General features: G+C 46.5%; 22 protein-coding genes. 3 read left to right on the top strand and 19 right to left on the bottom strand.

Going from position 1 to position 25,558, the window contains the following annotated elements:
- Positions 1–95: 95 nt before the first annotated feature.
- On the top strand, positions 96–356 hold the full coding sequence (rof, locus tag BMX14_RS02725; protein WP_092672365.1) for a Rho-binding antiterminator: 261 nt from the start codon (positions 96–98) through the stop codon (positions 354–356).
- Here the strand turns inward: rof and tilS are convergent.
- The 19 genes from tilS to rpsB all read right to left on the bottom strand — a co-directional run bounded on the left by tilS (position 343) and on the right by rpsB (position 21,654).
- A complete protein-coding gene (gene tilS / locus BMX14_RS02720) occupies positions 343–1,695 on the bottom strand; it encodes a tRNA lysidine(34) synthetase TilS (protein ID WP_092672362.1) in 1,353 nt (450 codons plus the stop codon). The two genes, rof and tilS, sit on opposite strands and share 14 nt — an antisense overlap.
- Positions 1,685–2,092, bottom strand: a complete 408-nt coding sequence (locus tag BMX14_RS02715; protein WP_092672359.1) for a VOC family protein — start codon at positions 2,090–2,092, stop codon at positions 1,685–1,687. Before BMX14_RS02715 ends, tilS begins: the two co-directional genes overlap by 11 nt.
- Before the next feature lie 68 nt (positions 2,093–2,160).
- Positions 2,161–3,120: an acetyl-CoA carboxylase carboxyl transferase subunit alpha gene (accA, locus tag BMX14_RS02710; protein WP_092672356.1), complete on the bottom strand. Its 960-nt coding sequence runs from the start codon at positions 3,118–3,120 to the stop codon at positions 2,161–2,163.
- 12 nt (positions 3,121–3,132) lie between these two features.
- Positions 3,133–6,615 (bottom strand): DNA polymerase III subunit alpha, encoded by a 3,483-nt coding sequence (gene dnaE / locus BMX14_RS02705; protein WP_092672353.1) that lies wholly within the window; start codon positions 6,613–6,615, stop codon positions 3,133–3,135.
- Between the two features lie 32 nt (positions 6,616–6,647).
- Positions 6,648–7,247 (bottom strand): ribonuclease HII, encoded by a 600-nt coding sequence (rnhB, locus tag BMX14_RS02700; protein ID WP_092672350.1) that lies wholly within the window; start codon positions 7,245–7,247, stop codon positions 6,648–6,650.
- Positions 7,240–8,382 carry a lipid-A-disaccharide synthase gene (lpxB, locus tag BMX14_RS02695; protein WP_092672347.1) on the bottom strand — a complete coding sequence of 381 codons (1,143 nt, stop codon included), beginning with the start codon at positions 8,380–8,382 and terminating at the stop codon, positions 7,240–7,242. Before lpxB ends, rnhB begins: the two co-directional genes overlap by 8 nt.
- 9 nt (positions 8,383–8,391) lie before the next feature.
- Entirely contained in the window at positions 8,392–9,180 is a 789-nt protein-coding gene (lpxA, locus tag BMX14_RS02690) for an acyl-ACP--UDP-N-acetylglucosamine O-acyltransferase (RefSeq protein ID WP_092672344.1), read from the bottom strand.
- A gap of 1 nt (position 9,181) precedes the next feature.
- Positions 9,182–9,637: a 3-hydroxyacyl-ACP dehydratase FabZ gene (fabZ, locus tag BMX14_RS02685; RefSeq protein ID WP_092672341.1), complete on the bottom strand. Its 456-nt coding sequence runs from the start codon at positions 9,635–9,637 to the stop codon at positions 9,182–9,184.
- Positions 9,638–9,775: 138 nt separating this feature from the next.
- Positions 9,776–10,807 carry a UDP-3-O-(3-hydroxymyristoyl)glucosamine N-acyltransferase gene (gene lpxD / locus BMX14_RS02680; RefSeq protein WP_092672338.1) on the bottom strand — a complete coding sequence of 344 codons (1,032 nt, stop codon included), beginning with the start codon at positions 10,805–10,807 and terminating at the stop codon, positions 9,776–9,778.
- A gap of 3 nt (positions 10,808–10,810) precedes the next feature.
- Entirely contained in the window at positions 10,811–11,305 is a 495-nt protein-coding gene (gene skp, locus BMX14_RS02675; RefSeq protein ID WP_092672335.1) for a molecular chaperone Skp, read from the bottom strand.
- Positions 11,306–11,404: 99 nt separating this feature from the next.
- Positions 11,405–13,819 (bottom strand): outer membrane protein assembly factor BamA, encoded by a 2,415-nt coding sequence (bamA, locus tag BMX14_RS02670; protein WP_092672332.1) that lies wholly within the window; start codon positions 13,817–13,819, stop codon positions 11,405–11,407.
- A gap of 46 nt (positions 13,820–13,865) precedes the next feature.
- Positions 13,866–15,215 carry a sigma E protease regulator RseP gene (rseP, locus tag BMX14_RS02665; RefSeq protein WP_092672329.1) on the bottom strand — a complete coding sequence of 450 codons (1,350 nt, stop codon included), beginning with the start codon at positions 15,213–15,215 and terminating at the stop codon, positions 13,866–13,868.
- Positions 15,216–15,226: 11 nt separating this feature from the next.
- Positions 15,227–16,084, bottom strand: a complete 858-nt coding sequence (gene cdsA, locus BMX14_RS02660) for a phosphatidate cytidylyltransferase (protein WP_092672326.1) — start codon at positions 16,082–16,084, stop codon at positions 15,227–15,229.
- Between the two features lie 15 nt (positions 16,085–16,099).
- Positions 16,100–16,852, bottom strand: coding sequence for a (2E,6E)-farnesyl-diphosphate-specific ditrans,polycis-undecaprenyl-diphosphate synthase (gene ispU / locus BMX14_RS02655; protein WP_092672323.1), 753 nt, complete (start codon positions 16,850–16,852; stop codon positions 16,100–16,102).
- A gap of 162 nt (positions 16,853–17,014) precedes the next feature.
- Entirely contained in the window at positions 17,015–18,208 is a 1,194-nt protein-coding gene (gene ispC, locus BMX14_RS02650) for a 1-deoxy-D-xylulose-5-phosphate reductoisomerase (RefSeq protein WP_092672320.1), read from the bottom strand.
- A gap of 119 nt (positions 18,209–18,327) precedes the next feature.
- Positions 18,328–18,885 carry a ribosome recycling factor gene (frr, locus tag BMX14_RS02645; protein ID WP_062811997.1) on the bottom strand — a complete coding sequence of 186 codons (558 nt, stop codon included), beginning with the start codon at positions 18,883–18,885 and terminating at the stop codon, positions 18,328–18,330.
- A 130-nt stretch (positions 18,886–19,015) separates the two neighbouring features.
- Entirely contained in the window at positions 19,016–19,741 is a 726-nt protein-coding gene (gene pyrH, locus BMX14_RS02640) for a UMP kinase (protein WP_092672316.1), read from the bottom strand.
- Between the two features lie 151 nt (positions 19,742–19,892).
- Positions 19,893–20,744 carry a translation elongation factor Ts gene (tsf, locus tag BMX14_RS02635; RefSeq protein WP_092672313.1) on the bottom strand — a complete coding sequence of 284 codons (852 nt, stop codon included), beginning with the start codon at positions 20,742–20,744 and terminating at the stop codon, positions 19,893–19,895.
- A 184-nt stretch (positions 20,745–20,928) separates the two neighbouring features.
- Entirely contained in the window at positions 20,929–21,654 is a 726-nt protein-coding gene (gene rpsB, locus BMX14_RS02630; protein WP_092672310.1) for a 30S ribosomal protein S2, read from the bottom strand.
- A gap of 370 nt (positions 21,655–22,024) precedes the next feature.
- Here rpsB and map point away from each other — a divergent pair, with 370 nt between their 5' ends.
- The gene (gene map / locus BMX14_RS02625) at positions 22,025–22,813 is read left to right on the top strand and encodes a type I methionyl aminopeptidase (protein WP_092672307.1); all 789 of its coding nucleotides are present in this window, start codon (positions 22,025–22,027) and stop codon (positions 22,811–22,813) included.
- Positions 22,814–22,881: 68 nt separating this feature from the next.
- A complete protein-coding gene (gene glnD, locus BMX14_RS02620; protein WP_092672304.1) occupies positions 22,882–25,533 on the top strand; it encodes a bifunctional uridylyltransferase/uridylyl-removing protein GlnD in 2,652 nt (883 codons plus the stop codon).
- The last annotated feature ends 25 nt before the right edge of the window (positions 25,534–25,558 follow it).

The raw sequence follows: 25,558 nt of genomic DNA, 5'->3' as shown, positions 1-25,558 counted from the left end.
CGTTGCCATAAGCTTAAAGTTCAGTGACGCATTACACCATAGTGCGTTTGTGTAAGGCCCGCGGGAATCCGCCATTTACTTACAGGTGAGCAATTATGTCAATCAATGATACCTATCAGCCCATTAATTGTGATGACTATGACAATCTGGAACTCGCCTGCCAACATCATTTGTTACTCCAACTCACCCTACGCAGTGGTGAGTCGTTGAAGGCAGAAGCAGCCGATTTGTTCTTGAGAAAGAAAGTTGAGTATCTTTTATACAAGTACCACGGTGAGCAGCACGAAGTACGGTTAGATGCTATCGAAAGTTTTAGTCATCCCGAAATCGGTACTATAACCATCACTCAAAATTGATCTCTTCCCCAGAGCTAAAATTTATCCACGGTTTTAGCTCTGGATCCATCCCCTCCCAGACTAGACCATACCCTTCGCCTGCCGTTATCACTCCACTCTGCGTAATAAAAATACCCGGTGCACAGGCCAACTCTTCGTTAAAATAGATCAGGGGAATGTTTTCCCTTAACCAAACGGGTATCCCCTTCTCTTGCCATATTTTTTTTAGACTTCTTCCGCCCTGTCGACCAACAAGGTGTAGATAAGCAGATTGCCCAAAACGAACGGTAATCGCTTCCTCTCGAGTGGGGGCTCGCAAGTGTAAACCTTGACTAGTCGCCGCCGTTAAGCGTAAAGATCCGAGACCATTAGGGAGTACCAAAGGCGTTGAGGCTTTCGGCCATGGAACTATCGTTCCACGCAAGGCAGGGAATATCCGACTAAGATAGAGACGCTGCTGGTAACGACGTAAAGACTTTTGCCCCATCATCAATTGTGGACTGGCGTCTTCGCGGCTTAAGGCAATTTCTTGCCAAAGACGGGCTAGGGCTTCACGCGAAGGAGTTTGTATACCGTTATAGGTAAACCATCGCCTTAATAAGGCATTTCTCTTCTGTTCTGTGCCACACGCTAAGTAGCCTATATCAATCGAGCCGTCATCAGCGATACATCGTTGCAAATCTGATGCCAGTAGTTCATCCAGTAAACTCTCCTGCTCACTACATAATTCAGCGCTGCGTGTAACGCTGCGCGAGAATTGTGGCCAGCGTTGTGCTAGCTGCGGCAAGATACGCAAGCGCAGAAAATTGCGATCGTAATGATCATCTTGATTACTCTCATCATCGATCCAGCGCAATTGATGTGTCGCTGCATAACCCTCTAGTTCTTGCCGAGATAACTGTAACAGCGGGCGAAGGTGCCAATTGTTCCCTATTCGACGCGCCGATGGCATTGCCGATAAGCCTGCCGGTCCACTACCGCGTTTTAATGCCAGTAGAAAAGTTTCGCACTGGTCATCTTGATGATGAGCCGTCACCAATGCTTCGTCTGGATCGAGTATTTCCTTAAAAATACCATAGCGTAAGCTTCGTGCTTCAGCCTCTATTCCCCCTCTCACTCCCAGCAGTTGCACATTACGGCTAAGAAAAGGGATCTCTAATTCGGCACACACACGCTGACAGTGCACTAACCACTGGTCTGCATGCTGGCTTAATCCATGATGAATATAGATAGCGCGTAAAGAGAGCGATTGAGTAATTCGTAATTGCGATAATTGATGTAATAAAACGGTGGAATCAAGTCCCCCACTAAAGCCAATCAGAAGCTTTTGATGACCCTGAAGCTTCAAATCACTCAACATCGTCTAGTCCATCTTGATAAAATTCCAGCGGTAAGCCATCAGGATCACTAAAGAAGGTAAAAGCTTTATCCGTAATAGGATCAATGCGGATCGGTTCACATTCAATATGATGCGATGTTAAACACTGTATTGCCTGCTCAAGATCTTCCACAGCAAAGGCGAGATGACGTAACCCACATGCCTCAGGATAACTGATACGAGGAGGGGCATCAGGGAAGGAGAAGAGTTCGATAACATACCGTCCGTCTAGCGCGAGATCCGCCTTCCAAGATTGACGCTCAGCACGATAGGTTTCGTTGAGTAGCTGAAGACCTAGTATTTCACAGTAGAAATGTCGACTCTGTTGATAATTGGAGGCGATAATCGCGATATGGTGGATACCTTTAAGATTCAGCATAGCCGCTCTCCCCTTATAAAACGTGATAAAAAAAGGCCGCCAAAGCGACCTTATTTATTAGCGAATGCTTAGGCGTAACCGTAGCTCATCAGACGCTCGTAACGGCGATCTAATAGCTCTTCGGTGGAGAGTTGATCAAGCTCGGCCAGATCCGATAATAATTGCTCTTTAAGCGCTGCAGCCATCTCTTTAGGGTGACGGTGTGCCCCCCCTAATGGCTCAGGGATCACAGAGTCAATTAGCTCAAGTTCGGAAAGACGATCAGCAGTAATGCCCATTGCTTCGGCAGCCAACGGCGCCTTATCCGCACTCTTCCACAGGATTGACGCACATCCTTCTGGCGAAATAACAGAGTAGGTGCTGTATTGCAGCATGTTGACTTTATCGCCCACACCGATTGCCAATGCACCACCCGAGCCGCCTTCACCAATAACGGTACAAATTACTGGTACCGTTAAACCTGCCATTTCACGTAGGTTACGGGCAATCGCTTCTGCCTGACCCCGTTCTTCAGCCCCGACACCTGGGTAAGCCCCTGGGGTATCGATAAAGGTGATGATAGGCATTTTAAAGCGCTCAGCCATTTCCATCAGACGCAGTGCTTTACGGTATCCCTCTGGCGCAGGCATACCAAAATTGCGGCGAATTTTTTCTTTCGTCTCGCGACCTTTTTGATGACCAATAATCATCACTGGACGCCCGTCTAAACGTGCGATACCACCAACGATTGCTTTGTCGTCTGCATAAGCCCGATCACCCGCTAACTCATCGAAATCATCAAACGCATTACGCACATAGTCCAAGGTGTATGGGCGCATTGGATGACGCGCTAATTGTGCAACTTGCCAAGCGCCTAAATCTGCGAAGATTTTTTTAGTAAGCTCAACACTTTTGCCACGCAAGCGTTGAATTTCATCATCAAGATTAATGTCGTGCTTTTCATCTTGAGGGCCAAGGGATTTCAGTGAATCAATTTTCGCTTCAAGTTCAGCGATAGGCTGTTCAAAATCCAGGTAATTAAGACTCATAATGTTCCTGTTTTAATCAAACTCCAGTTCAACCTGCTCCGTTCCGATGACGAGACGTAGATCGTTGAGTAAACGATCACTCGGCGTTACCCGCCAAGTTGCCCCAAATCGCAATTTAGCCCGAGCATCGTCTCTTTGGTAATAGAGATTCACCGGGATGGTGCCTGAACGGTGAGGTTCAAGAACCTGTCGAAGACGGTTTAAAAGCTGGTCATCAATTTGCCTGTCCATTAGTGAGAGAGCAAGCCCGCGAGCATATTTTTCGCGAGCTTCATCAATATCCATCACTTCTCTTGCAATCATTTTAAGACCACCAGAGAAATCATCGAAACTGACCTGTCCACTAACGATCAGAATTTTATCTTTTTCCAGTAACTGCTGATATTTGTCTAGCGCGTCAGTATATAACATTACTTCTAAACGGCCAGAGCGATCATCCAGTGTACAAATACCAATTCGGTTGCCACGTTTAGTAACCATGACTCTTGCAGCCAGGACTAACCCTGCGGCGATGGTTATTTTTCCACGCTCAGTAGGATGCATATCTTTTAAACGCATCCCGCCAACATAACGTTCGATTTCCTTCAGATACTGATTAATCGGATGACCTGTGAGGTATAATCCCAACGTCTCCCTTTCACCGTCTAACTGTACCTGTTCTGGCCATCGATTTATACTGGCATATGACTGTTCGATTTGTTCGGGTTCTTCTGCGAGAACACCAAACATATCGCCCTGCCCTGTTGCTTCTGCCTTTGAATGCTGATCAGCAGCCTTGAGTGCATCATTTAGCGCACTCATCAATGCCGCCCGATGTGGCCCTAATCGGTCGAAGGCACCGGACATTATCAGTTTTTCCATCACACGGCGATTAATTTTTTTGATATCCGTGCGCGCACAGAGGTCAAATAGCTCCTTAAAATAACCGCCTTGATTCCTCGCTTCAAGTATTGCTTCAATTGGACCTTCACCGACACCCTTTATTGCACCTATCCCGTAAACAATTTCACCGTCGTTATTGACGTGGAATGGATAGAGCCCAGCGTTAATATCGGGTGGTAGGACCTTTAAGCCCATTCGCCAACATTCATCGACTAACCCAACCACTTTTTCCGTATTATCCATATCAGCGGTCATGACGGCGGCCATAAACTCAGCCGGGTAGTGTGCTTTTAGCCATAATGTTTGGTAGGAAACCAGCGCATAAGCCGCTGAGTGGGATTTGTTAAAACCATAGCCAGCGAATTTTTCCACTAGGTCGAAGATCTTCATCGACAATTCGCCATCGACGCCCATTCGCTCTGCGCCCTCTTTAAAGACTGAGCGCTGCTCAGCCATCTCTTCGGGTTTCTTTTTACCCATCGCCCGGCGCAACATGTCAGCACCGCCTAGTGTATAGCCGGAGAGTACTTGCGCAATCTGCATGACCTGTTCTTGATACAAAATAATGCCATAGGTTGGCTCAAGTACTGGTTGCAAAGTTTCATGCTGCCACTGAATGTCCGGGTAAGAGATTGCTTCACGGCCATGTTTACGGTCAATGAAGTTGTCAACCATTCCTGACTGTAATGGCCCGGGGCGGAATAACGCTACCAATGCGATCATGTCTTCAAAGCAGTCGGGCTTTAATCGCTTGATCAGATCTTTCATCCCGCGCGATTCAAGCTGGAATACGGCGGTGGTTTCCGCGCGCTGAAGCATATCAAAGCTTTTTTTATCATCGAGCGGGATCGCATCAATATTGATCGGCGGCTCGCCTTGCTTCTCGCGCCGTGCATTGATCATCTGCAATGCCCAGTTGATGATAGTTAGCGTCCGTAAGCCTAGGAAGTCAAATTTGACCAGTCCTGCATATTCCACATCGTTTTTATCGAATTGCGTGACAGGATGTTGGCCGAGTTCATCACAGTACAGTGGGGCAAAATCGGTGATTTTAGTCGGCGCGATAACCACGCCTCCCGCATGTTTGCCAGCATTACGCGTCACACCTTCGAGCTTACGAGCCATATCGATAAGCGCTTTAACTTCTTCATCCGCTTCGTAGATCTCAGGTAGCTGAGGCTCAGCAATAAAGGCTTTCTCTAATGTCATCCCCGGGTCAGGTGGGATTAATTTTGAAATACGATCAACGAAGCCGTAAGGATGCCCGAGAACTCGACCGACATCACGAATAACCGCTTTCGCCGCCATGGTTCCAAAGGTAATAATCTGTGATACCGCTTCGCGACCATACATCTCGGCCACATGATCAATGACTAAATCACGTTTCTCCATGCAAAAGTCAACATCGAAGTCGGGCATCGAGACACGTTCAGGATTTAGGAACCGTTCAAAAAGTAGATCAAATTCTAATGGATCGAGGTCAGTAATTTTCAGTGCATAGGCGACTAATGATCCGGCACCGGATCCCCGACCAGGGCCAACAGGCACGCCATTATCTTTCGACCACTGGATAAATTCCATCACGATAAGGAAGTATCCGGGGAAGCCCATCTGGTTGATAACCGTTAGTTCTATCTCTAATCGTTCATCATAGGCTGGGCGCTTAGCCGCACGGATTTCATCGTCTGGGAATAGGAAAAGTAGCCTCTCTTCCAATCCTGCTTTGGAACTCGCGACCAAAAAGTCTTCCGTGGTCATCTCCCCCGTTGGAAATTGAGGGAGAAAATACTCACCGAGTCGGATGGTGACATTACAACGACGGGCTATCTCGACACTGTTAGCCAGTGCTTCGGGAATATCGGCAAAAAGTTCGCACATTTCTTCTTCAGTACGAAGGTATTGCTGTTCCGTATAAAGCTTGGGACGCTTGGGATCATCAAGCGTGTAGCCATCGTGGATGGCAACTCGAATTTCGTGTGCGTCAAAATCTTGTCGGCTGAGGAAACACACATCATTACTTGCTACGACGGGAATTTGATGATTAACCGCTAATTGTAGCGCTTGGTGCAAATAGCTCTCTTCCTCGTTACGACCCGTTCGTGTGAGTTCAAGATAGTAATTATTTGGGAAGTATTCTTGGTAAAAGGCAAGACACTGTTCTGCCAGCGCAACGTTACCTCTCAACAAGCTGTAACCCACATCCCCTTTAAAGCCCCCCGACAAAAGGATAAGACCCGAGGCATGCTCAGTTAACCATTGTTGATCAACAATCGGCCCTTGATGCCCGTACCCTCGTTGATAGGCTTTAGAAATAAGCAGTGTCAGGTTCTGATAGCCATCATTGTTGGCCGCGAGTACCGTTAACTGCATCGGCTCGTCACCCAACAGAGGAGTGATGACCTTGAGGTCAGCACCAATGATCGGTTTAACACCCGCGCCTAACGCTGCACCATAAAATTTGACCAATCCACACAAGTTCATATGGTCCGTGATACCCAGAGCAGGCATGCCTAAACTCGCAGTTTTTTTTACTAAGGCACCGGTTTTAGCGATACCATCAATCATGGAGTAATCGCTATGGACATGAAGATGAATAAAACGTGGGTTAGCCATAATGCTCGCTTATCGGGTTTACCGTTCTCTGATTAGTTTGACAGGGCGGCCAATATATTTCTGACCGGCGCAAAACTGCGACGATGTTCAGGAATTGGACCAAAACGTGCCAATTGCTCAAGATGCTTAGCGGTAGGATAGCCTTTATGCTGAGCAAATCCATACTGTGGGTATTGCTCATCGAGTAACGCCATTTCGTGGTCTCGAGTAACCTTCGCGATAATAGAAGCCGCACTGATCTCAGCCACTAAACTATCGCCCTTCACCACCGCTTGAGCAGGCATTGATAAGGCTGGACAACGATTACCATCAATCAATACAAAGTCAGGCGTAATTGAAAGCCCGGTCACGGCACGCTGCATTGCAAGCATCGTAGCATGAAGGATATTGAGCTGGTCAATCTCTTGCGGCTCTGCACGACCAATCGACCAAGATAACGCTTTTTCCTTGATTTCGCTGCATAACATCAGCCGTTTCTTTTCACTTATTTTTTTCGAGTCCGCTAATCCCAAAATAGGTCTATTGGGATCTAGAATGACTGCAGCCGTGACAACAGCGCCCACCAAAGGTCCACGTCCCACTTCATCAACACCAGCAATACAGTGGGCGATGGGGTAAACTAACTCAGGCATCGATAAGTTCCAGTACTGCTTGTGCAGCTTGATTATCAGCATCCCAACGTATTTGCTGATGCAATGTTTGAAAAGTTGCGAGCAGCTCCTGCCGCTCGGTGCTGTCATGCAACAACGGCTCAAGCGCTGTGGCTAAATGTTGGGGGGTACACTCTTCTTGAAGCAGCTCTTTCACCAATTCCCTGCCAGCGAGAAGGTTGGGTAAGGATACCCATTCTGTTTTCACTAATCGTTTTGCCAGCCAGAAAGTAAAAGGCTTCATTCGATAGCCAACGACCATTGGACATTTCGCTAACATACATTCTAATGCCGCAGTACCCGAAGCCAATATTGCTGCATCGCTCGCGATCATCACTTCACGCGCTTTCCCCTCAACCAAATTTAGCGATAACGTCGGCGCGACCTCCTGCTTGATGGCAAGGAATTGCTCGGCACGATGTGCATTGGCGGCAGGAACGATAATTTCAAGATCGGGGTAACGCTCTCTTAGCAAGACCGCTGCACGGATAAAATCTGCACTCAGCATGTCAACCTCACTCGAGCGACTGCCGGGAAGTAGTGCTAAGCAGCGGGCTTGAGGGGGAATATTTAACGTCTGTCTCGCCGCTAACTTATCAGGGTGCAGGGCGATATCGTCCGCCATTTTATGGCCGATAAATTGGCAAGGCACATCAAAACGATCGTAAAAGGCTTTTTCGAAAGGTAGAAAAGCTAACACCAAGTCAGTATTGCGACCTATTTTGAAGACTCTTTTTTGACGCCATGCCCAAACAGAGGGACTGACATAGTGAATGGTCGGGATCCCTGCTCGCTTTAATTTACCTTCTAAGGGAATATTGAAATCGGGGGCGTCAATACCAACGAAAACATCAGGCTTAAGCGCCGTCAACCGCTCAGTTAACTCACGACGGATGTGCAGCAACCTTCTTAAACGGCCCAGTACCTCGACAATACCCATTACCGCCAACTCTTCCATTTCGTACCATGCCTCGCAACCTTCAGCTTGCATGAGCGGGCCAGCGACCCCAACGAATCGGATATTTGGATTTTTTTGTTTAAGCGAACGGATTAATCCGGCACCTAAAATATCGCCGGAGGTTTCTCCGGCGATAAGGGCAACAGTCAAAGGGCGCATGAGAACCTTTTATCGTATTAGACCGCGTGTCGAGCGAGCGAAGAAATCATAGAAAGGTTGAACTTCACTGTGTTCTTGAGCCAAGGCAGCGATTTCTGGCTTAACCTCTTCGAGAGGTCGGCCACTGCGGTAAAGTAATTTATAAGCATTACGAATTGCGTGTAGAGCTTCCTTACTGAAACCGCGGCGTTTTAGACCTTCGATATTGATACCATAAGGTGAAGCGTGATTACCCTGTGCAATCACATAAGGTGGAACATCTTGTACCACCCCAGAGCAACCACCAACCATCACGTGAGCACCAATAGTGCACCATTGATGCACTGCGGTCATTCCACCAATGATAGCGTGATCATCCACTGTTACATGCCCGGCAAGGGTAGCATTGTTAGCAAAAATACAGTGATTACCAATCAGCCCATCATGCCCAACATGGGTATTCCCCATCAGAAGGTTATGATTACCGATTCGGGTAACACCTCCTCCTTGCACACTACCACGGTGAATAGAACAGCCTTCACGAATACTATTATGATCACCGATGATCAGCTTAGTATCCTCTCCCGCATATTTTAGATCTTGGTTAACTTCACCAACAGACGTAAATTGGAAGATGAGATTATCTTGTCCTATCTGCGTGAAACCATTGACCACCACGTGAGATTTCAATACCGTTCTGGCACCGATTTCGACATTCTTTCCAATGATTGAAAAGGGACCAATCGTCACTTCAGGGCCGATTTTAGCACCTTCTTCGACAATTGCGGTGGGATGGATGCGAGCTGATTGATCAATCACTTTACGCCTCCCGGCTACGGGCACACATCATAGTCGCTTCACAGACGACTTTACCGTCAACGGTTGCGACCCCTTTGAAGCGAGTCAGTCCACGGCGAGTTTTTTCAAACGTGACTTCCATCACCATCTGATCACCAGGGACAACAGGCTTTTTAAAGCGCGCGTTATCGATACCAGCAAAATAGTACAGTTCACCAGGCTCTAGACCCCCCACGCTTTTAAACGCGAGGATCCCTGTGGCTTGTGCCATCGCTTCCAGAATCAATACGCCTGGAAAAATAGGCTTACCGGGGAAGTGACCTTGGAAGAACGGTTCATTAACACTGACATTTTTAACCGCACGCAAAAAAGTATGTGGTTCAAAATCTAAAACGCGATCAACGAGTAAAAACGGATAGCGGTGTGGAAGTAGATCAAAGATCTCTTCAATCGCCAGAGTATGTGTTTCAGTAGTCAAGATACTCTTCCTGCTCTAAAATGTTAGCAAAAAACGACACGATAAAAAAAGTTAATCGGTCGCAAAGGGTAAACAGGCCGCGCACATTTCATTGTTTATATAATTATGCAACGATGACGTGAGGATGGCCTTTGGCTCTTAAGTGTCGCTGTTCGAGGTAGCTTGACGTTCGAGCGTTTTCAAACGTTTATTGATCTCATTGATGTTCATGACCAATGCAGCAGTCTTACGCCACTGCTTATTAGATTGTAACGGAATACCTGAAGAATAGATGCCTGGCTCGGTGATTGGCCGCATGACCATTCCCATTCCTGTTACCGTTACTTTATCACAAATTTCCATGTGGCCATTGATGACACTAGCGCCGCCAATCATGCAGTAACGTCCAATTTTTAAGCTACCTGCCATGATGACACCACCCGCCACTGCGGTATTGTCGCCAATAATGACATTATGTGCAATCTGACATTGATTATCGATAATCACACCATTACCGATTTGCGTATTATCTAACGCGCCGCGATCGATTGTCGTACATGCGCCAATTTCAACACGGTCGCCAATCACAACGGTACCGAGCTGAGGGATTTTTATCCAATTGCCTCGATCGTTTGCGTAACCGAATCCATCTGCACCGATCACGGTGCCAGACTGAATTAAGCAATGGCTACCAATTTTGATTTCATGATAAATCGATACGTTTGCCCACAGCCGCGTATGGGATCCGATTGTCGTCTTTTTCCCGACAAAACAGCCTGGGCCAATCACGACATTATCCCCTAACACCACACCTGACTCTATGACAGCATTAGCGCCTATAGAGACGTTATTACCTAATGAAACGTCACTCGCGATAACGGCAGAGGGTGCAATGTTTTCTGCTGGTTGAGGTGTCGTATCTAAAATTTGCGCTAATTTCGCATAAGTAAGGTAGGGGTTATTAACCACTAATGCCGCACTGTGACAAAATTCTAAATCAGCTTCCGTCAGCACCACAGCTGCAGCGTTGCACTGAGAGAGTTGCTCGCGGTAGCGACTGTTTGCGAGAAAAGTGATCTGTTCGGCACCCGCAGATTGCATCGACGCAATGCCGGAGATGGCGATATCGCCATCTCCATGCACCGTTGCATCTAATTGGCGGGCTAGTTCAGCCAGACTAATAGATGCCATCGGTTATTTAACCTGTTTCAGCACATCAGCAGTGATGTCTTTAGAATTCGCTGCATAAGCAACTGAGTTGGTATCTAAAACTACGTCATAGCCTTCATCATCCGCAACTTTCTTCACTGCAGTTTGGATGTTAGAGAGAATCTTGTTACGCTCTTCCATTTGACGACGACGGTTGTCTTGTTCAAAAGCTTGTGCTTTGTTCTCAAAGCTTTGACGCTTAGCCATGATGTCTTTCTCTAAGCTTGAACGCTCGCTTGCTTTCATGGTTGAACCATTACGTTGCAAGTTCTGCATTTGAGCTTGGATAGCACGCTCTTGTGCTTGAAGATCAGTCGCACGACCTTTGAACTCATTTTCCAATTGCTTCGCAACGGTTGCACGTTGGGGTAATTGTTGGAAAATATTGGAGACGTTCACTACTGCAATTTTATCAGCAGCTTGTGCAGCTGATGCAGCTAATGCCAATCCAAGACCCGCGGCACATAACAACTTTTTCACTATATACTCCTTTCCATTACCTTGAGTGCGTAAAACACCATTTTATGCAAAATGACAGGGAGAATTCCCTGCCATCGCAATTGATTTACCGATAATATATTACCACGTTTTACCGATATTAAACTGGAACTGTTCCGATTTGTCGCCTTCGTATTTCTTAATCGGTAGTGCATAAGAGAATACAAGTGGTCCAAGCGGAGACATCCATTGTAGAGCGACACCCGACGAAACGCGAATGTTGCCTGGTTTGCTGTAGTCAGGAATGCCTAGCGCACGCATTTGTGCAGTATCGTCCCAGTTAGTATCCCAAACCGTCCCCGCATCAACAAAGACAGAGGTTCTTAACGAGTTAGAGTATTTTTCGCTGACAAACGGAGTCGGAGTAATAAGTTCTAAACTCGCCACTGCCATCGCGTTACCGCCCACCGCATCATTCGACTTACAAATTGCGCTGGTTGAATTATCACAATTTGAAGAAGAACCGTAGTTATAGTAAGCGGCTTTCGGTCCGATAGTGTTCGATTGGAAACCACGAACAGTGCTTGAACCCCCTGCATAGAAGTTCTCATAGAACGGCATCTCTTTACCGCCTAGCCCATCGCCGTATCCTAAGCGACCACGACCTAATAGGACCCAAGTACGGTCCTTATCAAGTGGGACATATTGTTGGCTATCCAGCGTCACTTTGTAGAACTTGTTATCCGATCCAGGAATCGTGACTTTACCGTTCACATTGGTCTGGTTACCCGATGTTGGGAAGAATCCACGATCAAGTGTGTTATAAGTCCAGCCCAGATTAAGGGTGAAGTCATCAGTAGAGTAATCGCTGTCGTCATTACTGGTAGGGAAGTTTTTGCCTACTGATTTAAAATAACGCCACATCGCGACTTGCGGTTGCATGTCAGACAGATCGTTATGCACATAACCCAGGCCAACACGTAAGGAGTTGTCTTCGTTAATCGGGAAACCTAAGGTTCCATCTAAGCCATAACTTCTATTGGTATAGTCAGACAGGTCTGCATCGTCAGCTTTGAAGTCGTTATAGAATAGGCGCCCACCTAAACTCACTCCGTCAACGGTAAAGTACGGGTCAGTCATGGAAAGCTCAGCGTAGGTTTGGTAGTCGTTTTTCGTCCCACTAATCCCTACAGTGTTACCTGTTCCCATCCAGTTATCTTGTGTAACACCCACTTGGAAGCTGACGCCACTTTCAGTACCGTAGCCCACACCGATGTTAAAGGTACCTGTATTGCGTTCTTTAACCTTATAGACAACATCAACTTGGTCAGCGGAACCTGGAACACGTTGTGTATCGACATCAACGGTTTCAAAGTAACCGGTACGGTTTAAACGCTCTTTACCTTGGTCGACAAGTCCGCTTCCTAGCCAAGACCCTTCCATTTGACGCATTTCGCGACGTAAGACTGAATCTTTAGACGTGGTATTACCTTCAAAGCGAATTTTACGGACGTAGAAACGATTACCCGAATCAACACTGATATGCAGTTTAACGGTCTTATCCGTATCGTTGATCTCAGGTTGAGTCATCACACGTGGATACGCGTAACCATAGTTGCCCAGCAGTTTTTTGATGTTATCTTCAATCTGCGTAACCTTGGCACCGTTGTAAAGTTCACCTGGCTCAATTTTAGCCAGCTTTTCAATTTCAGCTGAGTGACCGGCCATGCTTCCGTTAACATCAACACCGGCAATTTTATATTGGCTGCCTTCGTTAATGTTGACAGTAATATAAATACCCTTCTTATCAGGGGTTAAACTCACTTGGGTCGAGTCGATATTAAAACGTGCATAACCACGGTCTAAATAAAAACTGCGTAGGGTTTCTAAGTCACCGGCAAGTTTTTGTTTCTGATATTTCTGATCAGCAACGAGGTTCCACCACGGTACATCATCACGTAATTGGAAGCGCGAAATTAGCTCGTCAGAGCTAAATGCCTTATTCCCTACGATATTGATCTGCTGAATTTTGGCAGAAACACCTTCAGAGAAGACAAATTTGAGATCGACGCGGTTACGTGGCAGTGGCGTAACGATAGCCTTAACGCTAGCGGTATACTTACCGACACTGTAGTAGAAGTCTTCAAGTCCCTTCTCAATAGAGGAGATAGTCGTGCGGTCAAGCGCTTCGCCGACACGGACTCCAGAAGCCTCTAGGTTTTGTTTAAGTTGGTCCTCTTTGACTGCCTTATTACCTGAAAAGGTAATACTTGCAATCGTCGGGCGTTCTTTGACTTGAACAATCAGGTTATTACCATCACGCAATACCTGAACGTCTTCAAAGTTACCCGTCGCAAAGAGGGAACGAATACTGTTTTTAATGTCATCGTCGTTGACTGTATCACCAACACGTACCGGCATACTGAGCAGGGCCGCGCCGACAGCGACTCGCTGCAGGCCTTCGAAATGAATGTCTCTCACCACGAAATCGTCTGCACCGTACACGGTGGCGCTGCTGAACAGCAGCGACGCTATGAGCAATTTTTTCATCGCCATCGTTTTTTTGCGTGTTCCTAACTAATCCTCACAAGTAGATTATCGTCTACAAGCGAGAGAAATCATTGAAAAGTGCCAGGCCCATTAACAGTATTAGTAGTACTGAACCAATACGATAACTGAACGCCTGAACTCGCTCTGACACTGCTCCGCCTTTGATTTTCTCAATCAAGAGGAAGAGTAAGTGACCTCCATCTAACACAGGTAAGGGAACTAAGTTGATAATCCCTAAATTCACACTAATTAATGCCAAAAACATTAAATAGTAAATCATACCATAACCCGCTGAAGCCCCTGCACCTTGTGCAATCGAAATTGGACCGCTAAGGCTATTCAGCTTGATATCGCCTAACACTAACTTACCAAGCATTGTCACAGTAAGCTTTATCAGTTGCCAGGATTTAGTCGTGGCCTCTGCCAAGGCAGATAATGGACCGTAACGGTGCTCGGTTTTATAAGCATCCGGTAGCGGTTCAACACGAGGTATTACCCCTGCAAAGCCTTCTTTACTTGAGCCCGGCTTAGCTTCTGGCGTTAAGGTCAACGCCACCAAACTTCCCCCGCGCTCGACGTCAACTTTCAACGGCTGTTGTGGACTGTCTTTAATCACCTTGGCAAAAAAGGCCCAATCGTTCACCTGCTGACCGTTGACTTTAGCGATCCTATCGCCAGCTTGCAAACCTGCTTTATCAGCTGGAGAATTTTTTTGCACTTGGGCGAGCACTTGTTCTATTTTTGGTTGAACCGGAATCAAGCCTAATGCGACCAACGGATCCTGCTTTTCAGGGTCAAATTTCCACTGTCTTAAATCGACATGTTTTTCGATCTGCCCCTGTTGACCACTCAGCGTTACCATTAGTTCAGCAGAAGGATCACCAATTTTTGATATCAAGGCTAAACGTGCAGCATCCCAGTCAGGCGTTTCGATACCATCTATCGATTTTAGTTCCGTCCCAGCCACCAAATGAGATTGCTCAGCGATTGAGCCACTCATTACCTGCCCGATAATGGGTTTGACTGCCGGAACGCCATGCATGAAAACTAACCAATAGGCCACTATCGCAAACAGGAAATTTGCCACCGGCCCCGCTGCAATAATGGCACTACGTTGCCCCACGGTTTTAAAGTCAAATGCTTCGTGACGGCGGTTTTCTGGAACGGTTTCAACGCGGCTATCCAGCATCTTAACGTAGCCGCCAAGGGGAATAATCGCGATAACAAACTCAGTCCCTTGCTTGTCCTTACGTCGCCAGATGGCGGGGCCAAAACCTATTGAAAAGCGTTCAACCCAAACTCCACAACGCCGCGCTACCCAAAAATGTCCAAATTCGTGGACAGTAATAAGAATCGCTATAGCAACAATAAAGGCTGCAAGACTCCAGAAAAAACTTCCCAAAGGTTAACTCCTTATTTCACCTGAAATATGAGTAATAACACGCAAGTAAAGACGGGGACTGCAGCCGTCAAACTATCGATTCTGTCGAGAATACCGCCGTGTCCTGGGATCAAGTTGCCACTATCTTTAATTCCTGAGGCACGCTTGAACATGCTCTCAGTCAAATCACCCAGCACAGAAGCCAACGCGGCAACTACTGCACTACAGATTAGGCTAGTCGGCGCAACGTTGAGGGGCGCATAATACGCGAAAACCCAGGCAATCCCCGCAGAGGTCGCTAACCCACCTAAACAGCCTTCTAGCGTCTTACCCGGTGACACTTTAGGCGCAAGTTTATGTCGACCAAATAGCTTTCCAAAAAGGTAGGCTCCTGAATCGGCGCCCCACACTAAGAGAAGGACAAATAACAGCCACCACGCACCAGCGTAACGGTCAAAATCATAATGATATTGGCGTAGAACCAGCATGCCCCAGAAAAAAGGAACGAGTGTTAAGGCACCGAAAATTAAAGGTAAAAATCGTGAGCGTTCCCATAAAATTTTCGATTTTGGGTAGGCAAGTACCATCAGCAGTGCGACACACCACCAACTCAGTGAGATCCACAATGAGAGTGCGACATAGGGTTGGTGTATATCCCGTTGATAGGGAGGGAGCATAAACACCATACCCGCGAGTAACAATCCGAATACCAACGCTAAAAGAATACGCTGCAAAGGTGTCTTAAGCCCTGCGAACTGTCCCCACTCCCATGCAGCTAGCATAGTGATGGCTAATACGACCAGAATAAAGCCGTCGGCGGGTAGGAAAAAAAGTGCCGCAATAACAAGTGGTATCAGAATTATTGCAGTTAAGAGACGAGACTTTAACAAAAAAACCCCCGGATATTAAGATTCATTGGAGACAACACCGCCAAATCGGCGTTCCCGTTGGGAAAAAGCATCCAAAGCACCTTGAAATTCTTGTTCATCAAAATCGGGCCAAAGCACCGGGCTAAAATAAAACTCTGCGTACGCCACTTGCCATATCAAGAAATTACTAATTCGATACTCACCACCGGTTCTAATCACGAGATCTACTGCAGGTAAGTCCGAGAGGCAGAGCTGCGAGTTCAAGCTATCTTCCGTAATATCTTCTGGTTGTAGTACTCCCTTTTTCACTTGTTCCGCTAGCTGTTTTACGCCGTGAACGACATCCCAACGTCCACCATAGTTCGCGGCTATGTTTAAGGTTAACCCACTATTATTTGCCGTTAACATTTCCGCTTTAGTAATGCGGTCTTGGATTTTTTTATTAAAGCCTGAGGTATCGCCAATCACGCGTAAGCGGACATCATTTTTATGTAAAGATTTTACTTCGCTCTCTAAAGCCCAGATAAAAAGTTCCATTAACGCAGTCACTTCTTGAGCCGGACGGCTCCAATTCTCGCTACTAAAAGCATAAAGAGTGAGCGCCTTAATGTGGTGTTTAGCCGCAAAACGCACCGTTTTCCTCACTGCTTTGGCGCCAGCTTTATGGCCTGACACCCTTAATTTACCGCGATTTTTCGCCCAACGCCCGTTCCCATCCATGATGATAGCAACGTGTTGTGGTAAAACTTGAGGTAGCCATTCTGCTTCATTTTGGCCTTGTGACAACATATCGGGCTTTACTCTCTATTAAAAACGCATCGATTTATTCGCAACTTTTTCCCGGTAGCCTATTCCAATCAATTAAGAGTACGAGTGAAATCAGAAAAAGACGGCGAGCGACTATACCATTTTCCGCATAGAGCGACAAATCTGTTGCCCTGCTGAAAAGGCTTAGAAGTGTCTTTCTATCCGTTGACGCGCTAAGGCGCGACTCTCTTCATCAATTTGTAAAACGTCGTCGATACTCTTAGGCTCATTAAAGTGTATTTGACCTAAAATATCTGAATTAAGTGCCGCAACGTCAGTAAATAAAATTCGCCCTTCTAAAAAAGCGGCTACAGCAACTTCGTTGACTGCATTTAATGCCGTTGTAAAGGACTGCCCTTCATCACACGCATCGATAGCCAGTGCTAAGCAAGGGTAGCGTTGGTAATCAGGTTGATTGAAGCTCAGAGACTGCAGCTGCGTGAAATCTAACGGTTTGCCGCCGGTACTCACGCGATTCGGCCAAGCCATTGAGTGAGCAATCGGCGTTTTCATATCCGGTGTCCCCAGCTGAGCAATAACACTCCCATCCCGATAACGCACCATAGAGTGAATCACTGATTGCGGATGAATGATGACCTCCATCTGCGAGCGCTGGGCATTGAATAACCACCTTGCTTCAATATATTCCAGCCCTTTATTCATCATGGTCGCAGAATCTACGGAGATCTTTCTGCCCATTGACCAATTAGGGTGAGCACAGGCTTGATCGGGCGTTTTATTTACCAATTCTTCTACTGGCGTCTGTCTAAAAGGCCCGCCTGACCCCGTAAGGATGATTGAATCCACACCATTTTCGCTTAGGTCACCATACCCAAGTTGTTGCTGTAAAGTCTCAGGTAAACTCTGAAAAATAGCATTGTGTTCACTATCTACCGGTAGCAAACGCGCATTGAAGTCATGGACTGCATCCATAAACAATTTGCCGCACGTCACTAAGGACTCTTTGTTAGCTAATAGAACGCGTTTGCTTGCTTTGATCGCGGAGAGTGTAGGCAGGAGTCCAGATGCGCCAACGATGGATGACATGACTTGGTCAACTTCAGGTAAAGCCGCTAATTCTGACGCTGCCTGTATTCCCGAAGAGACATCAACCGTCAATTTCAATGTAGCCAGTCTCTCACGAAGTGCGTTAGCTGATTCTTCATCCGCCATCGCGACGTAATCTGGTCGAAATTCTGCACACTGCTCTGCCATTAAAGTCGAATTTTTTCCACCGACTAATGCACTCACCTTATATAGATCGGGATTTTCTCTCACCACATCCAAGGTATTGGTGCCTATCGAGCCGGTAGAACCCAGTATCGTTAATCGTTGCATTGATTTTCCATTCTCTTAGTGAGGTGAGAACCCATCATTCCTAAATGACATAAACAAAACGCCGTAAGAAAACTCAATCGCTGAGCCTTCATTACGGCGTTGTGAAGCAGAATTAATGCTTAGAAATCGAGAAGTTCTTTCTCTTTATCCGCAAGTGCGGCATCAACTTTTTTGATGCTCACATCAGTAAGCTTTTGAACATCATCTTGTGAGCGACGATCGTCATCTTCACTGATTTCTTTATCTTTTAATAATGCCTTCACTTTATCATTCGCGTCACGACGTACGTTACGAACCGAGACACGACCTTGCTCAGCTTCTGCTCGAACAATCTTGATTAAGTCTTTACGACGCTCTTCCGTCAGCGCGGGAAGTGGCACACGAATATCAGCCCCTGCAGAACTTGGGTTTAATCCCAAGTCTGACGCCATAATCGCTTTTTCGACTGCCGGGCCCATAGAACGATCAAACACGTTGATCTTCAACGTTCGTGAATCTTCTACCGTGACACTGGCTAATTGGCGCAGTGGCGTAGGGGTACCGTAGTATTCTACGACAATACCATCCAGTAGTGACGGGGACGCACGTCCGGTACGAATTTTGCTGATTGCTGTTTTGAATGCTTCGACGCATTTGTCCATGCGGACTTCAGCATCTTTTTTAATATCGTTAATCACGTTAAAACCCTTGGATTGTTAATGCACTTCGATAACTCTCGAAGTTATTCACTTTACCTGTCACTCTGGCCGACAGCCCCGAACGAACTTATCTCTACCAGAATATACCTTATTTTCTAAGACACAGGAATTATTGCGAAATTAATGTGCCTTCATTTTCGCCCATTACAACGCGGCGTAGCGCACCTGGCTTGTTCATGTTGAAAACACGGATCGGTAAATTATGGTCACGCGCTAGCGTAAATGCAGCGAGGTCCATCACTTTCAGCTCGCGTTCTAAGACATCTTGATAACTGATTTTATCGTGAAGCACTGCATCAGGGAATTGGACGGGATCGGCAGAAAAGACTCCGTCAACTTTTGTTGCTTTTAAGACGACGTCTGCTTCAATTTCGATACCGCGCAGACATGCAGCAGAGTCGGTGGTGAAGAACGGATTTCCCGTACCTGCCGAGAAGATAACGACTTTATTTTGGCGCAACAAGCTAATGGCTTCTGCCCAGCTATAGTTATCACATACACCGTTCAAAGGAATGGCTGACATTAAGCGAGCATTGACGTATGCACGATGAAGTGCATCACGCATCGCCAAGCCATTCATTACCGTCGCGAGCATTCCCATGTGATCGCCGACAACACGGTTCATACCCGCTTTCGCTAGACCGGCTCCACGGAATAAATTGCCGCCTCCAATAACGACACCGACCTGGATACCAAGTTCGACTAACTCTTTAACTTCCTGAGCCATGCGGTCTAAGATACTCGCATCAATTCCAAACCCTTCAGTCCCCTGAAGCGCTTCGCCACTCAGTTTTAGAAGAATACGTTGATATACAGGTTTTGCGTTCGTCGCCATAATAGTTTATTCCCGGAAATTGGCTGAATAATAGGAGTGGTTTTCGGGTTAATCATCCCATATTTTTCGTTGAAAAAAACAGAATGAGAAAAAATCGGATAGTGTTACCTTTGACAAAAAAGAACCGCCTGACTGGCGGTTCTTTTTAGCATTAAGACTGCTTAGACATTGCTGCAACTTCAGCAGCGAAATCAGTCTCAACTTTCTCAATACCTTCACCCACTTCAAAGCGGATAAAGCCCGTTACGTCAGCGCCTTTTTCTTTCAGCAGTTGACCAACAGTTTTGCTTGGATCCATAACGAAGCTTTGTCCAGTCAGTGAGACTTCACCGGTGAACTTCTCCATACGGCCTTTAACCATTTTTTCTGCGATTTCTTTGGGCTTACCAGATTGCATCGCGATGTCGAGCTGTACTTGGTACTCTTTCTCAACAACTTCAGCAGAAACGTCTTCAGGCTTAACGAATTCTGGCTTGCTTGCAGCGATGTGCATAGCAATTTGCTTGACCAGCTCTTCGTCTGCACCGGTTGCTGCGACAACAACACCGATACGAGCACCGTGCAGGTAGCTACCTAAAACGTCGCCTTCTAGTACTGCAACGCGACGGATGTTGATGTTTTCGCCAATTTTAGCGACTAGTGCAACGCGCTCTTCTTCGAATTGCGCTTTTAATACTTCAACATCCGCTACTTTATCAGCAGCTGCAGCGTCTAACACTTTATCAGCGAACGCTTGGAAACCAGCATCTTTAGCAACGAAGTCAGTTTGGCAGTTAACTTCTAAGATTACAGCGAAATCGCCAGCAATCTTAGTTTTGATCACGCCATCTGCTGCGACGTTACCCGCTTTTTTAGCCGCTTTGATCGCACCAGATTTACGCATGTTTTCGATTGCAAGCTCGATGTCGCCACTCGCTTCAGTCAGCGCTTTTTTACAATCCATCATGCCTGCGCCAGTACGCTCACGCAGTTCTTTTACCAGAGCAGCGGTAATTTCAGCCATTCTATTTTCCTCGGTTAACTGTGACCTGTTTACTTCCATTATTGGGCCTAAACAGCATCATTTTCGTAGGAGTGGATATGTATCAAACGATAAGAGGACGTTCAATACATTGAATATACGAAGGGGCCATTGCTGGCCCCTGACAGATTACATCTGATGCCAGTACTCTTTCGAGTAAAGATTATCAGGCGTTTTCTAAAGATGCAGCTTCTGCTTGTGCAGCCAGATCTTGTGAACGCGCTTCGCGAACAGTTGTCGCTACAGCGGTCAGGTACAGGGTGACTGCACGGATCGCATCGTCGTTACCAGGGATGATGTAATCAACACCATCTGGATCAGAGTTGGTATCAACGATAGCAAATACTGGAATACCTAAGTTGTTTGCTTCTTTGATTGCGATGTGTTCGTGATCAGCATCGATGACGAATAATGCATCAGGCAGGCCGCCCATGTCTTTGATACCGCCTAAGCTGTTTTCCAGTTTAGCCAGTTCACGACCACGCATTAACGCTTCTTTCTTAGTTAACTTCTCGAAAGTACCGTCTTGTGATTGTGCTGCAAGATCTTTCAGGCGTTTGATTGACTGACGAACAGTTTTCCAGTTAGTCAGCATACCACCTAACCAGCGATGGTTAACGAAGTACTGGTCACAGCTTAGTGCTGCTTCTTTAACAGCTTCGCTTGCTGCGCGCTTAGTACCAACCATTAAGATTTTCCCTTTACGAGAAGAAATCTTGTGCAACTCAGCCAGAGCGTCGTTGAACATTGGTACAGTTTGCTCAAGGTTGATGATGTGAACTTTATTACGTGCTCCGAAAATGAAAGGTTTCATTTTTGGATTCCAGTAACGAGTTTGGTGACCGAAGTGAACACCAGCCTTCAGCATATCGCGCATTGAAACAGTTGCCATTATAACCTCTAAAATTTTAATTGGGGTTGAGCCTCCATGTACCCCATACCACCGACCTTTGCAGGCACCCCGGAGTATGTGTCGGTACATGTGTGTTTTGGTTTGACCTTCACAGTAAACTGCGAAAACCACCTTTCACATAATGAGTGTAAGTGATGCCCTATCTTTCGAGAGGAGAGATAAAGAATCATCGGCGCGCTTTATACCATAAAATAGTCCTTGGTGCTATATTTTGTTCACTTTTTAGAGACTTCAATAGTGCTTTACGACGGGGATATTGGCAGCGCAGGGGCAGCCTGTGTTAACCTATGTCGCAATTATTAGGTAATCGCCAGCACTGTGTATTCTGGCTACTTTGGAAACGAAATTTATGGCTATCTCAATTAAAACACCTGAAGAAATCGAAAAAATGCGTGTGGCAGGCCGTCTTGCCGCTGAAGTGCTGGAAATGATTGGTGCACACATTAAACCCGGTATATCCACGGGTGAGCTAGATCGCATCTGCGCGACGTATATTACCGAACAGCAGCAAGCAGTCTCAGCATGTTTGGGTTATCACGGCTTCCCAAAATCCGTCTGCATCTCTATCAATGAGGTGGTTTGCCATGGTATTCCCAGCGACGAACGCTTATTAAAAGAAGGCGATATCGTCAATATCGACGTCACCGTAATCAAAGACGAGTATCACGGCGATACCTCAATGATGTTTATCGTGGGTAAACCGACTATTCTGGGTGAGCGTCTGTGTAAAATTACTCAAGAAAGTCTTTATCTGGCATTACGTTTGGTGAAACCGGGTATTCGCTTACGTACTCTGGGTAAAGAAATTCAGAAGTTTGTTGAAGCCCAAAACTTCTCTGTAGTCCGTGAATATTGCGGCCACGGTATCGGTAAAGGCTTCCACGAAGAGCCACAAGTGTTGCACTACGATGCCGATGATCAAGGTGTGCTGTTGCAAGCAGGGATGACGTTTACTATCGAACCGATGGTTAACGCTGGTGACTATCGTATTCGCAGCATGAAAGATGGTTGGACAGTAAAAACTAAAGATCGAAGCTTGTCTGCACAATACGAGCATACTATTGTGGTCACAGATACTGGCTGTGAGATTTTAACGCTTCGTAAAGATGAAACCCTACCTGCGGTGTTAGTTAACTAAGTAAGATCTTACTGAATTAATCATAAAGCCGGCAACCTGCCGGCTTTTTTTATGATGAGAATAAGTAAATGAGCGTGCCTGTTCCTCAAGCTTTGACTGCATTAATCCACGTTCCAGAGAGTTGGCAAGACGACCAATTGCAGCGTGATAGTATAAAAGCCGCTCTTGACCGCTTTCAGCAACTCTCCGCTGAAGCTTTTGATCAAGGTGTAGCCGTTGAAGAACTTATCGTTGCACGAAGTCTTTTTATCGATCATCTCTTGCAGCGGCTCTGGAAATTGTATCACTTAAGCGAATCTCCGGAACTCGCGTTAGTCGCCGTCGGAGGCTATGGCCGTCAAGAATTGCTGCCCCTTTCAGACATTGATCTATTAATTATTAGCCGCCAGCCCCTTACTGAGCATCAAGCCCAGCATGTTAGTGAACTTATTACCCTGCTCTGGGATGTAAAGCTTGAAGTGGGGCAAAGCGTTCGCACACTTGATGAGTGTCTAACTGAGGGCCTGGCAGACTTAACCATTGCCACCAATTTGATTGAATCAAGAATGTTGATCGGCGATGTCTCGCTATTTCTTGAACTTCAAAAGAATATCTTCAGCGAAGAGTTCTGGCCTTCAGTCCACTTTTTCTCAGCAAAAATTAAAGAGCAAACCGAGCGCCATCTTCGCTATCACGGCACCAGTTATAATTTAGAGCCCGATATTAAAAGTAGCCCGGGGGGATTACGTGACATTCATATGTTGCAATGGGTTGCACACCGCCACTTCGGCGCAACATCCTTAGACAATATGGTGCAATTTGGGTTTCTTACCGTCGAAGAACGCGATGAACTTAAAAAATGTCAATCATTCCTCTGGCGGTTACGTTTTGCCTTGCATCAAACCTTAACGCGCTATGACAATCGGTTGTTGTTCGATCGCCAGCTCTCTGTCGCAACACGCCTGAATTACCTTGGCGAAGGTAATACCCCCGTTGAAAAGATGATGAAGGACTACTATCGAGTGACCCGTCGTATCCGCGAGCTGAATACGATGTTATTACAGTTGTTTGATGAAGCCATTCTCACTCTACCGACCACCGAACGTCCCCGCCCTATCGATGACCTTTTCCGCTTAAGGGGAGACCTGATTGAACTACGGGATAGCCAGAGCTTTACGCAATCGTCAGAAACGATCTTAAAAATGTTTCTAGTGATGGTTCGCCATCCAGAAATCACCGGAATCTATTCAGCTACGCTGCGTCAACTTCGGTTGGCGCTGCAGCAGTTGGAAAAACCGCTATGCGATATAGCGGCCGCCAGACCTCTGTTTCTCGAAATTTTAGGGAGTAGCGGCGCGGTGAGTCGAGCGTTGATGCCGATGCACCATCATGGTGTGTTAGCAGCCTATCTGCCGCAATGGGAGTCGATAGTCGGTCAGATGCAGTTTGATCTGTTCCACGCCTACACCGTTGATGAACACACTATGCGGGTGCTGCAGAAGCTCGAAAGTTTCGGCAGAGAAGACGTCCGACCTCAGCACCCGTTGTGTGTAGAAATTTGGCAACGTTCACCCAATCACCTGATTTTAATCATCGCCGCTATCTTCCACGATATTGCCAAGGGTCGCGGGGGCGACCATAGTTTACTGGGTGCAGAGGATGTTTACGCCTTTGCCAGGCTGCATCAGCTTAATTCACGCGACAGTGCACTGATTGCTTGGCTGGTCGAACATCATCTTTTGATGTCAGTCACTGCGCAACGTCGAGATATTCAAGACCCCGAAGTTATTCGTCAATTCTCAGAAATAATGGTCAATGAGCGCCAACTTAAGTTCCTGACCTGCCTAACAGTGGCTGATATTTGTGCAACCAATGAGAGCCTGTGGAATAGCTGGAAACAGAGCTTATTACGTGAACTCTTCTTTGCAACCGAAAAACAGCTGCGTCGTGGCAAAGATAAACGGCCCGACCTCCGTTCTCGTGTTAGACATAACCGCCAACAAGCGCTAGCGCTATTACGCATGAACGATGTGGACGAAAATCGCCTGTTCCATTTATGGAATCGTTGTCGAGCAGATTATTTCTTACGCCATACTCCGACACAATTAGCTTGGCATGCACAGCATTTGCTCAATCATACGTTGTCCGAGCCGTTAGTATTAATTAGCCCACAATCCGCCCGGGGCGGGACAGAGATATTTATTTGGAGTCCAGACCGCGCCTATTTATTCGCCACCGTTGCCGGTGAATTAGACAGAAGAAATTTAAGTGTTCACGACGCACAAATTTTTACTAACCGTGATGGTATGGCGATGGATACTTTTATTGTCTTAGAGCCAGAAGGTTCCCCTTTAGCGCAGGATCGTCATGCCTCAATCATCCAAGGTCTGACGCAATCCTTACAGCAAGAGAAATGGACAATACCGAAAACGAGACGGACTTCGTCACGCTTGCGCCACTTTACCGTTGAAACGCGGGTGCATTATTTACCGGGGCATACGGACCGCAGAACATATTTGGAGCTTGTTGCTTTAGATCAGCCCGGACTACTGGCGCAGATTGGCGCGATATTTGCTGAGCTTGATATATCACTCCACGGCGCCCGTATCAGTACAATTGGTGAGCGTGTTGAAGATTTATTTATTCTTGCAGACAACGAACGCCGAGGATTGAGTAAAAAAATGCGCGAGCAGTTACGTCAAAGGTTGACAGAGACCCTCAATCCAACCGATAAAATGTAGTTCAAGGAAGATCGTAATGGGTAAA

This window comes from Rosenbergiella nectarea, assembly GCF_900111105.1.
Classification (GTDB): Bacteria; Pseudomonadota; Gammaproteobacteria; order Enterobacterales; family Enterobacteriaceae; genus Rosenbergiella; species Rosenbergiella nectarea.
Note: the sequence above shows the minus strand (reverse complement) of the source record. Positions and strands in the feature narration are given on the sequence as shown.

What these genes read in the sequence shown, in the direction of transcription:
- rof (WP_092672365.1), top strand. Translation starts at nt 96, where the DNA reads ATGTCAATCAATGATACCTATCAGCCCATTAATTGTGATGACTATGAC.
- tilS (WP_092672362.1), bottom strand. Translation starts at nt 1,695, where the DNA reads ATGTTGAGTGATTTGAAGCTTCAGGGTCATCAAAAGCTTCTGATTGGC.
- BMX14_RS02715 (WP_092672359.1), bottom strand. Translation starts at nt 2,092, where the DNA reads ATGCTGAATCTTAAAGGTATCCACCATATCGCGATTATCGCCTCCAAT.
- accA (WP_092672356.1), bottom strand. Translation starts at nt 3,120, where the DNA reads ATGAGTCTTAATTACCTGGATTTTGAACAGCCTATCGCTGAACTTGAA.
- dnaE (WP_092672353.1), bottom strand. Translation starts at nt 6,615, where the DNA reads ATGGCTAACCCACGTTTTATTCATCTTCATGTCCATAGCGATTACTCC.
- rnhB (WP_092672350.1), bottom strand. Translation starts at nt 7,247, where the DNA reads ATGCCTGAGTTAGTTTACCCCATCGCCCACTGTATTGCTGGTGTTGAT.
- lpxB (WP_092672347.1), bottom strand. Translation starts at nt 8,382, where the DNA reads ATGCGCCCTTTGACTGTTGCCCTTATCGCCGGAGAAACCTCCGGCGAT.
- lpxD (WP_092672338.1), bottom strand. Translation starts at nt 10,807, where the DNA reads ATGGCATCTATTAGTCTGGCTGAACTAGCCCGCCAATTAGATGCAACG.
- bamA (WP_092672332.1), bottom strand. Translation starts at nt 13,819, where the DNA reads ATGGCGATGAAAAAATTGCTCATAGCGTCGCTGCTGTTCAGCAGCGCC.
- ispU (WP_092672323.1), bottom strand. Translation starts at nt 16,852, where the DNA reads ATGTTGTCACAAGGCCAAAATGAAGCAGAATGGCTACCTCAAGTTTTA.
- ispC (WP_092672320.1), bottom strand. Translation starts at nt 18,208, where the DNA reads ATGCAACGATTAACGATACTGGGTTCTACCGGCTCGATAGGCACCAAT.
- pyrH (WP_092672316.1), bottom strand. Translation starts at nt 19,741, where the DNA reads ATGGCGACGAACGCAAAACCTGTATATCAACGTATTCTTCTAAAACTG.
- tsf (WP_092672313.1), bottom strand. Translation starts at nt 20,744, where the DNA reads ATGGCTGAAATTACCGCTGCTCTGGTAAAAGAACTGCGTGAGCGTACT.
- rpsB (WP_092672310.1), bottom strand. Translation starts at nt 21,654, where the DNA reads ATGGCAACTGTTTCAATGCGCGATATGCTGAAGGCTGGTGTTCACTTC.
- map (WP_092672307.1), top strand. Translation starts at nt 22,025, where the DNA reads ATGGCTATCTCAATTAAAACACCTGAAGAAATCGAAAAAATGCGTGTG.
- glnD (WP_092672304.1), top strand. Translation starts at nt 22,882, where the DNA reads ATGAGCGTGCCTGTTCCTCAAGCTTTGACTGCATTAATCCACGTTCCA.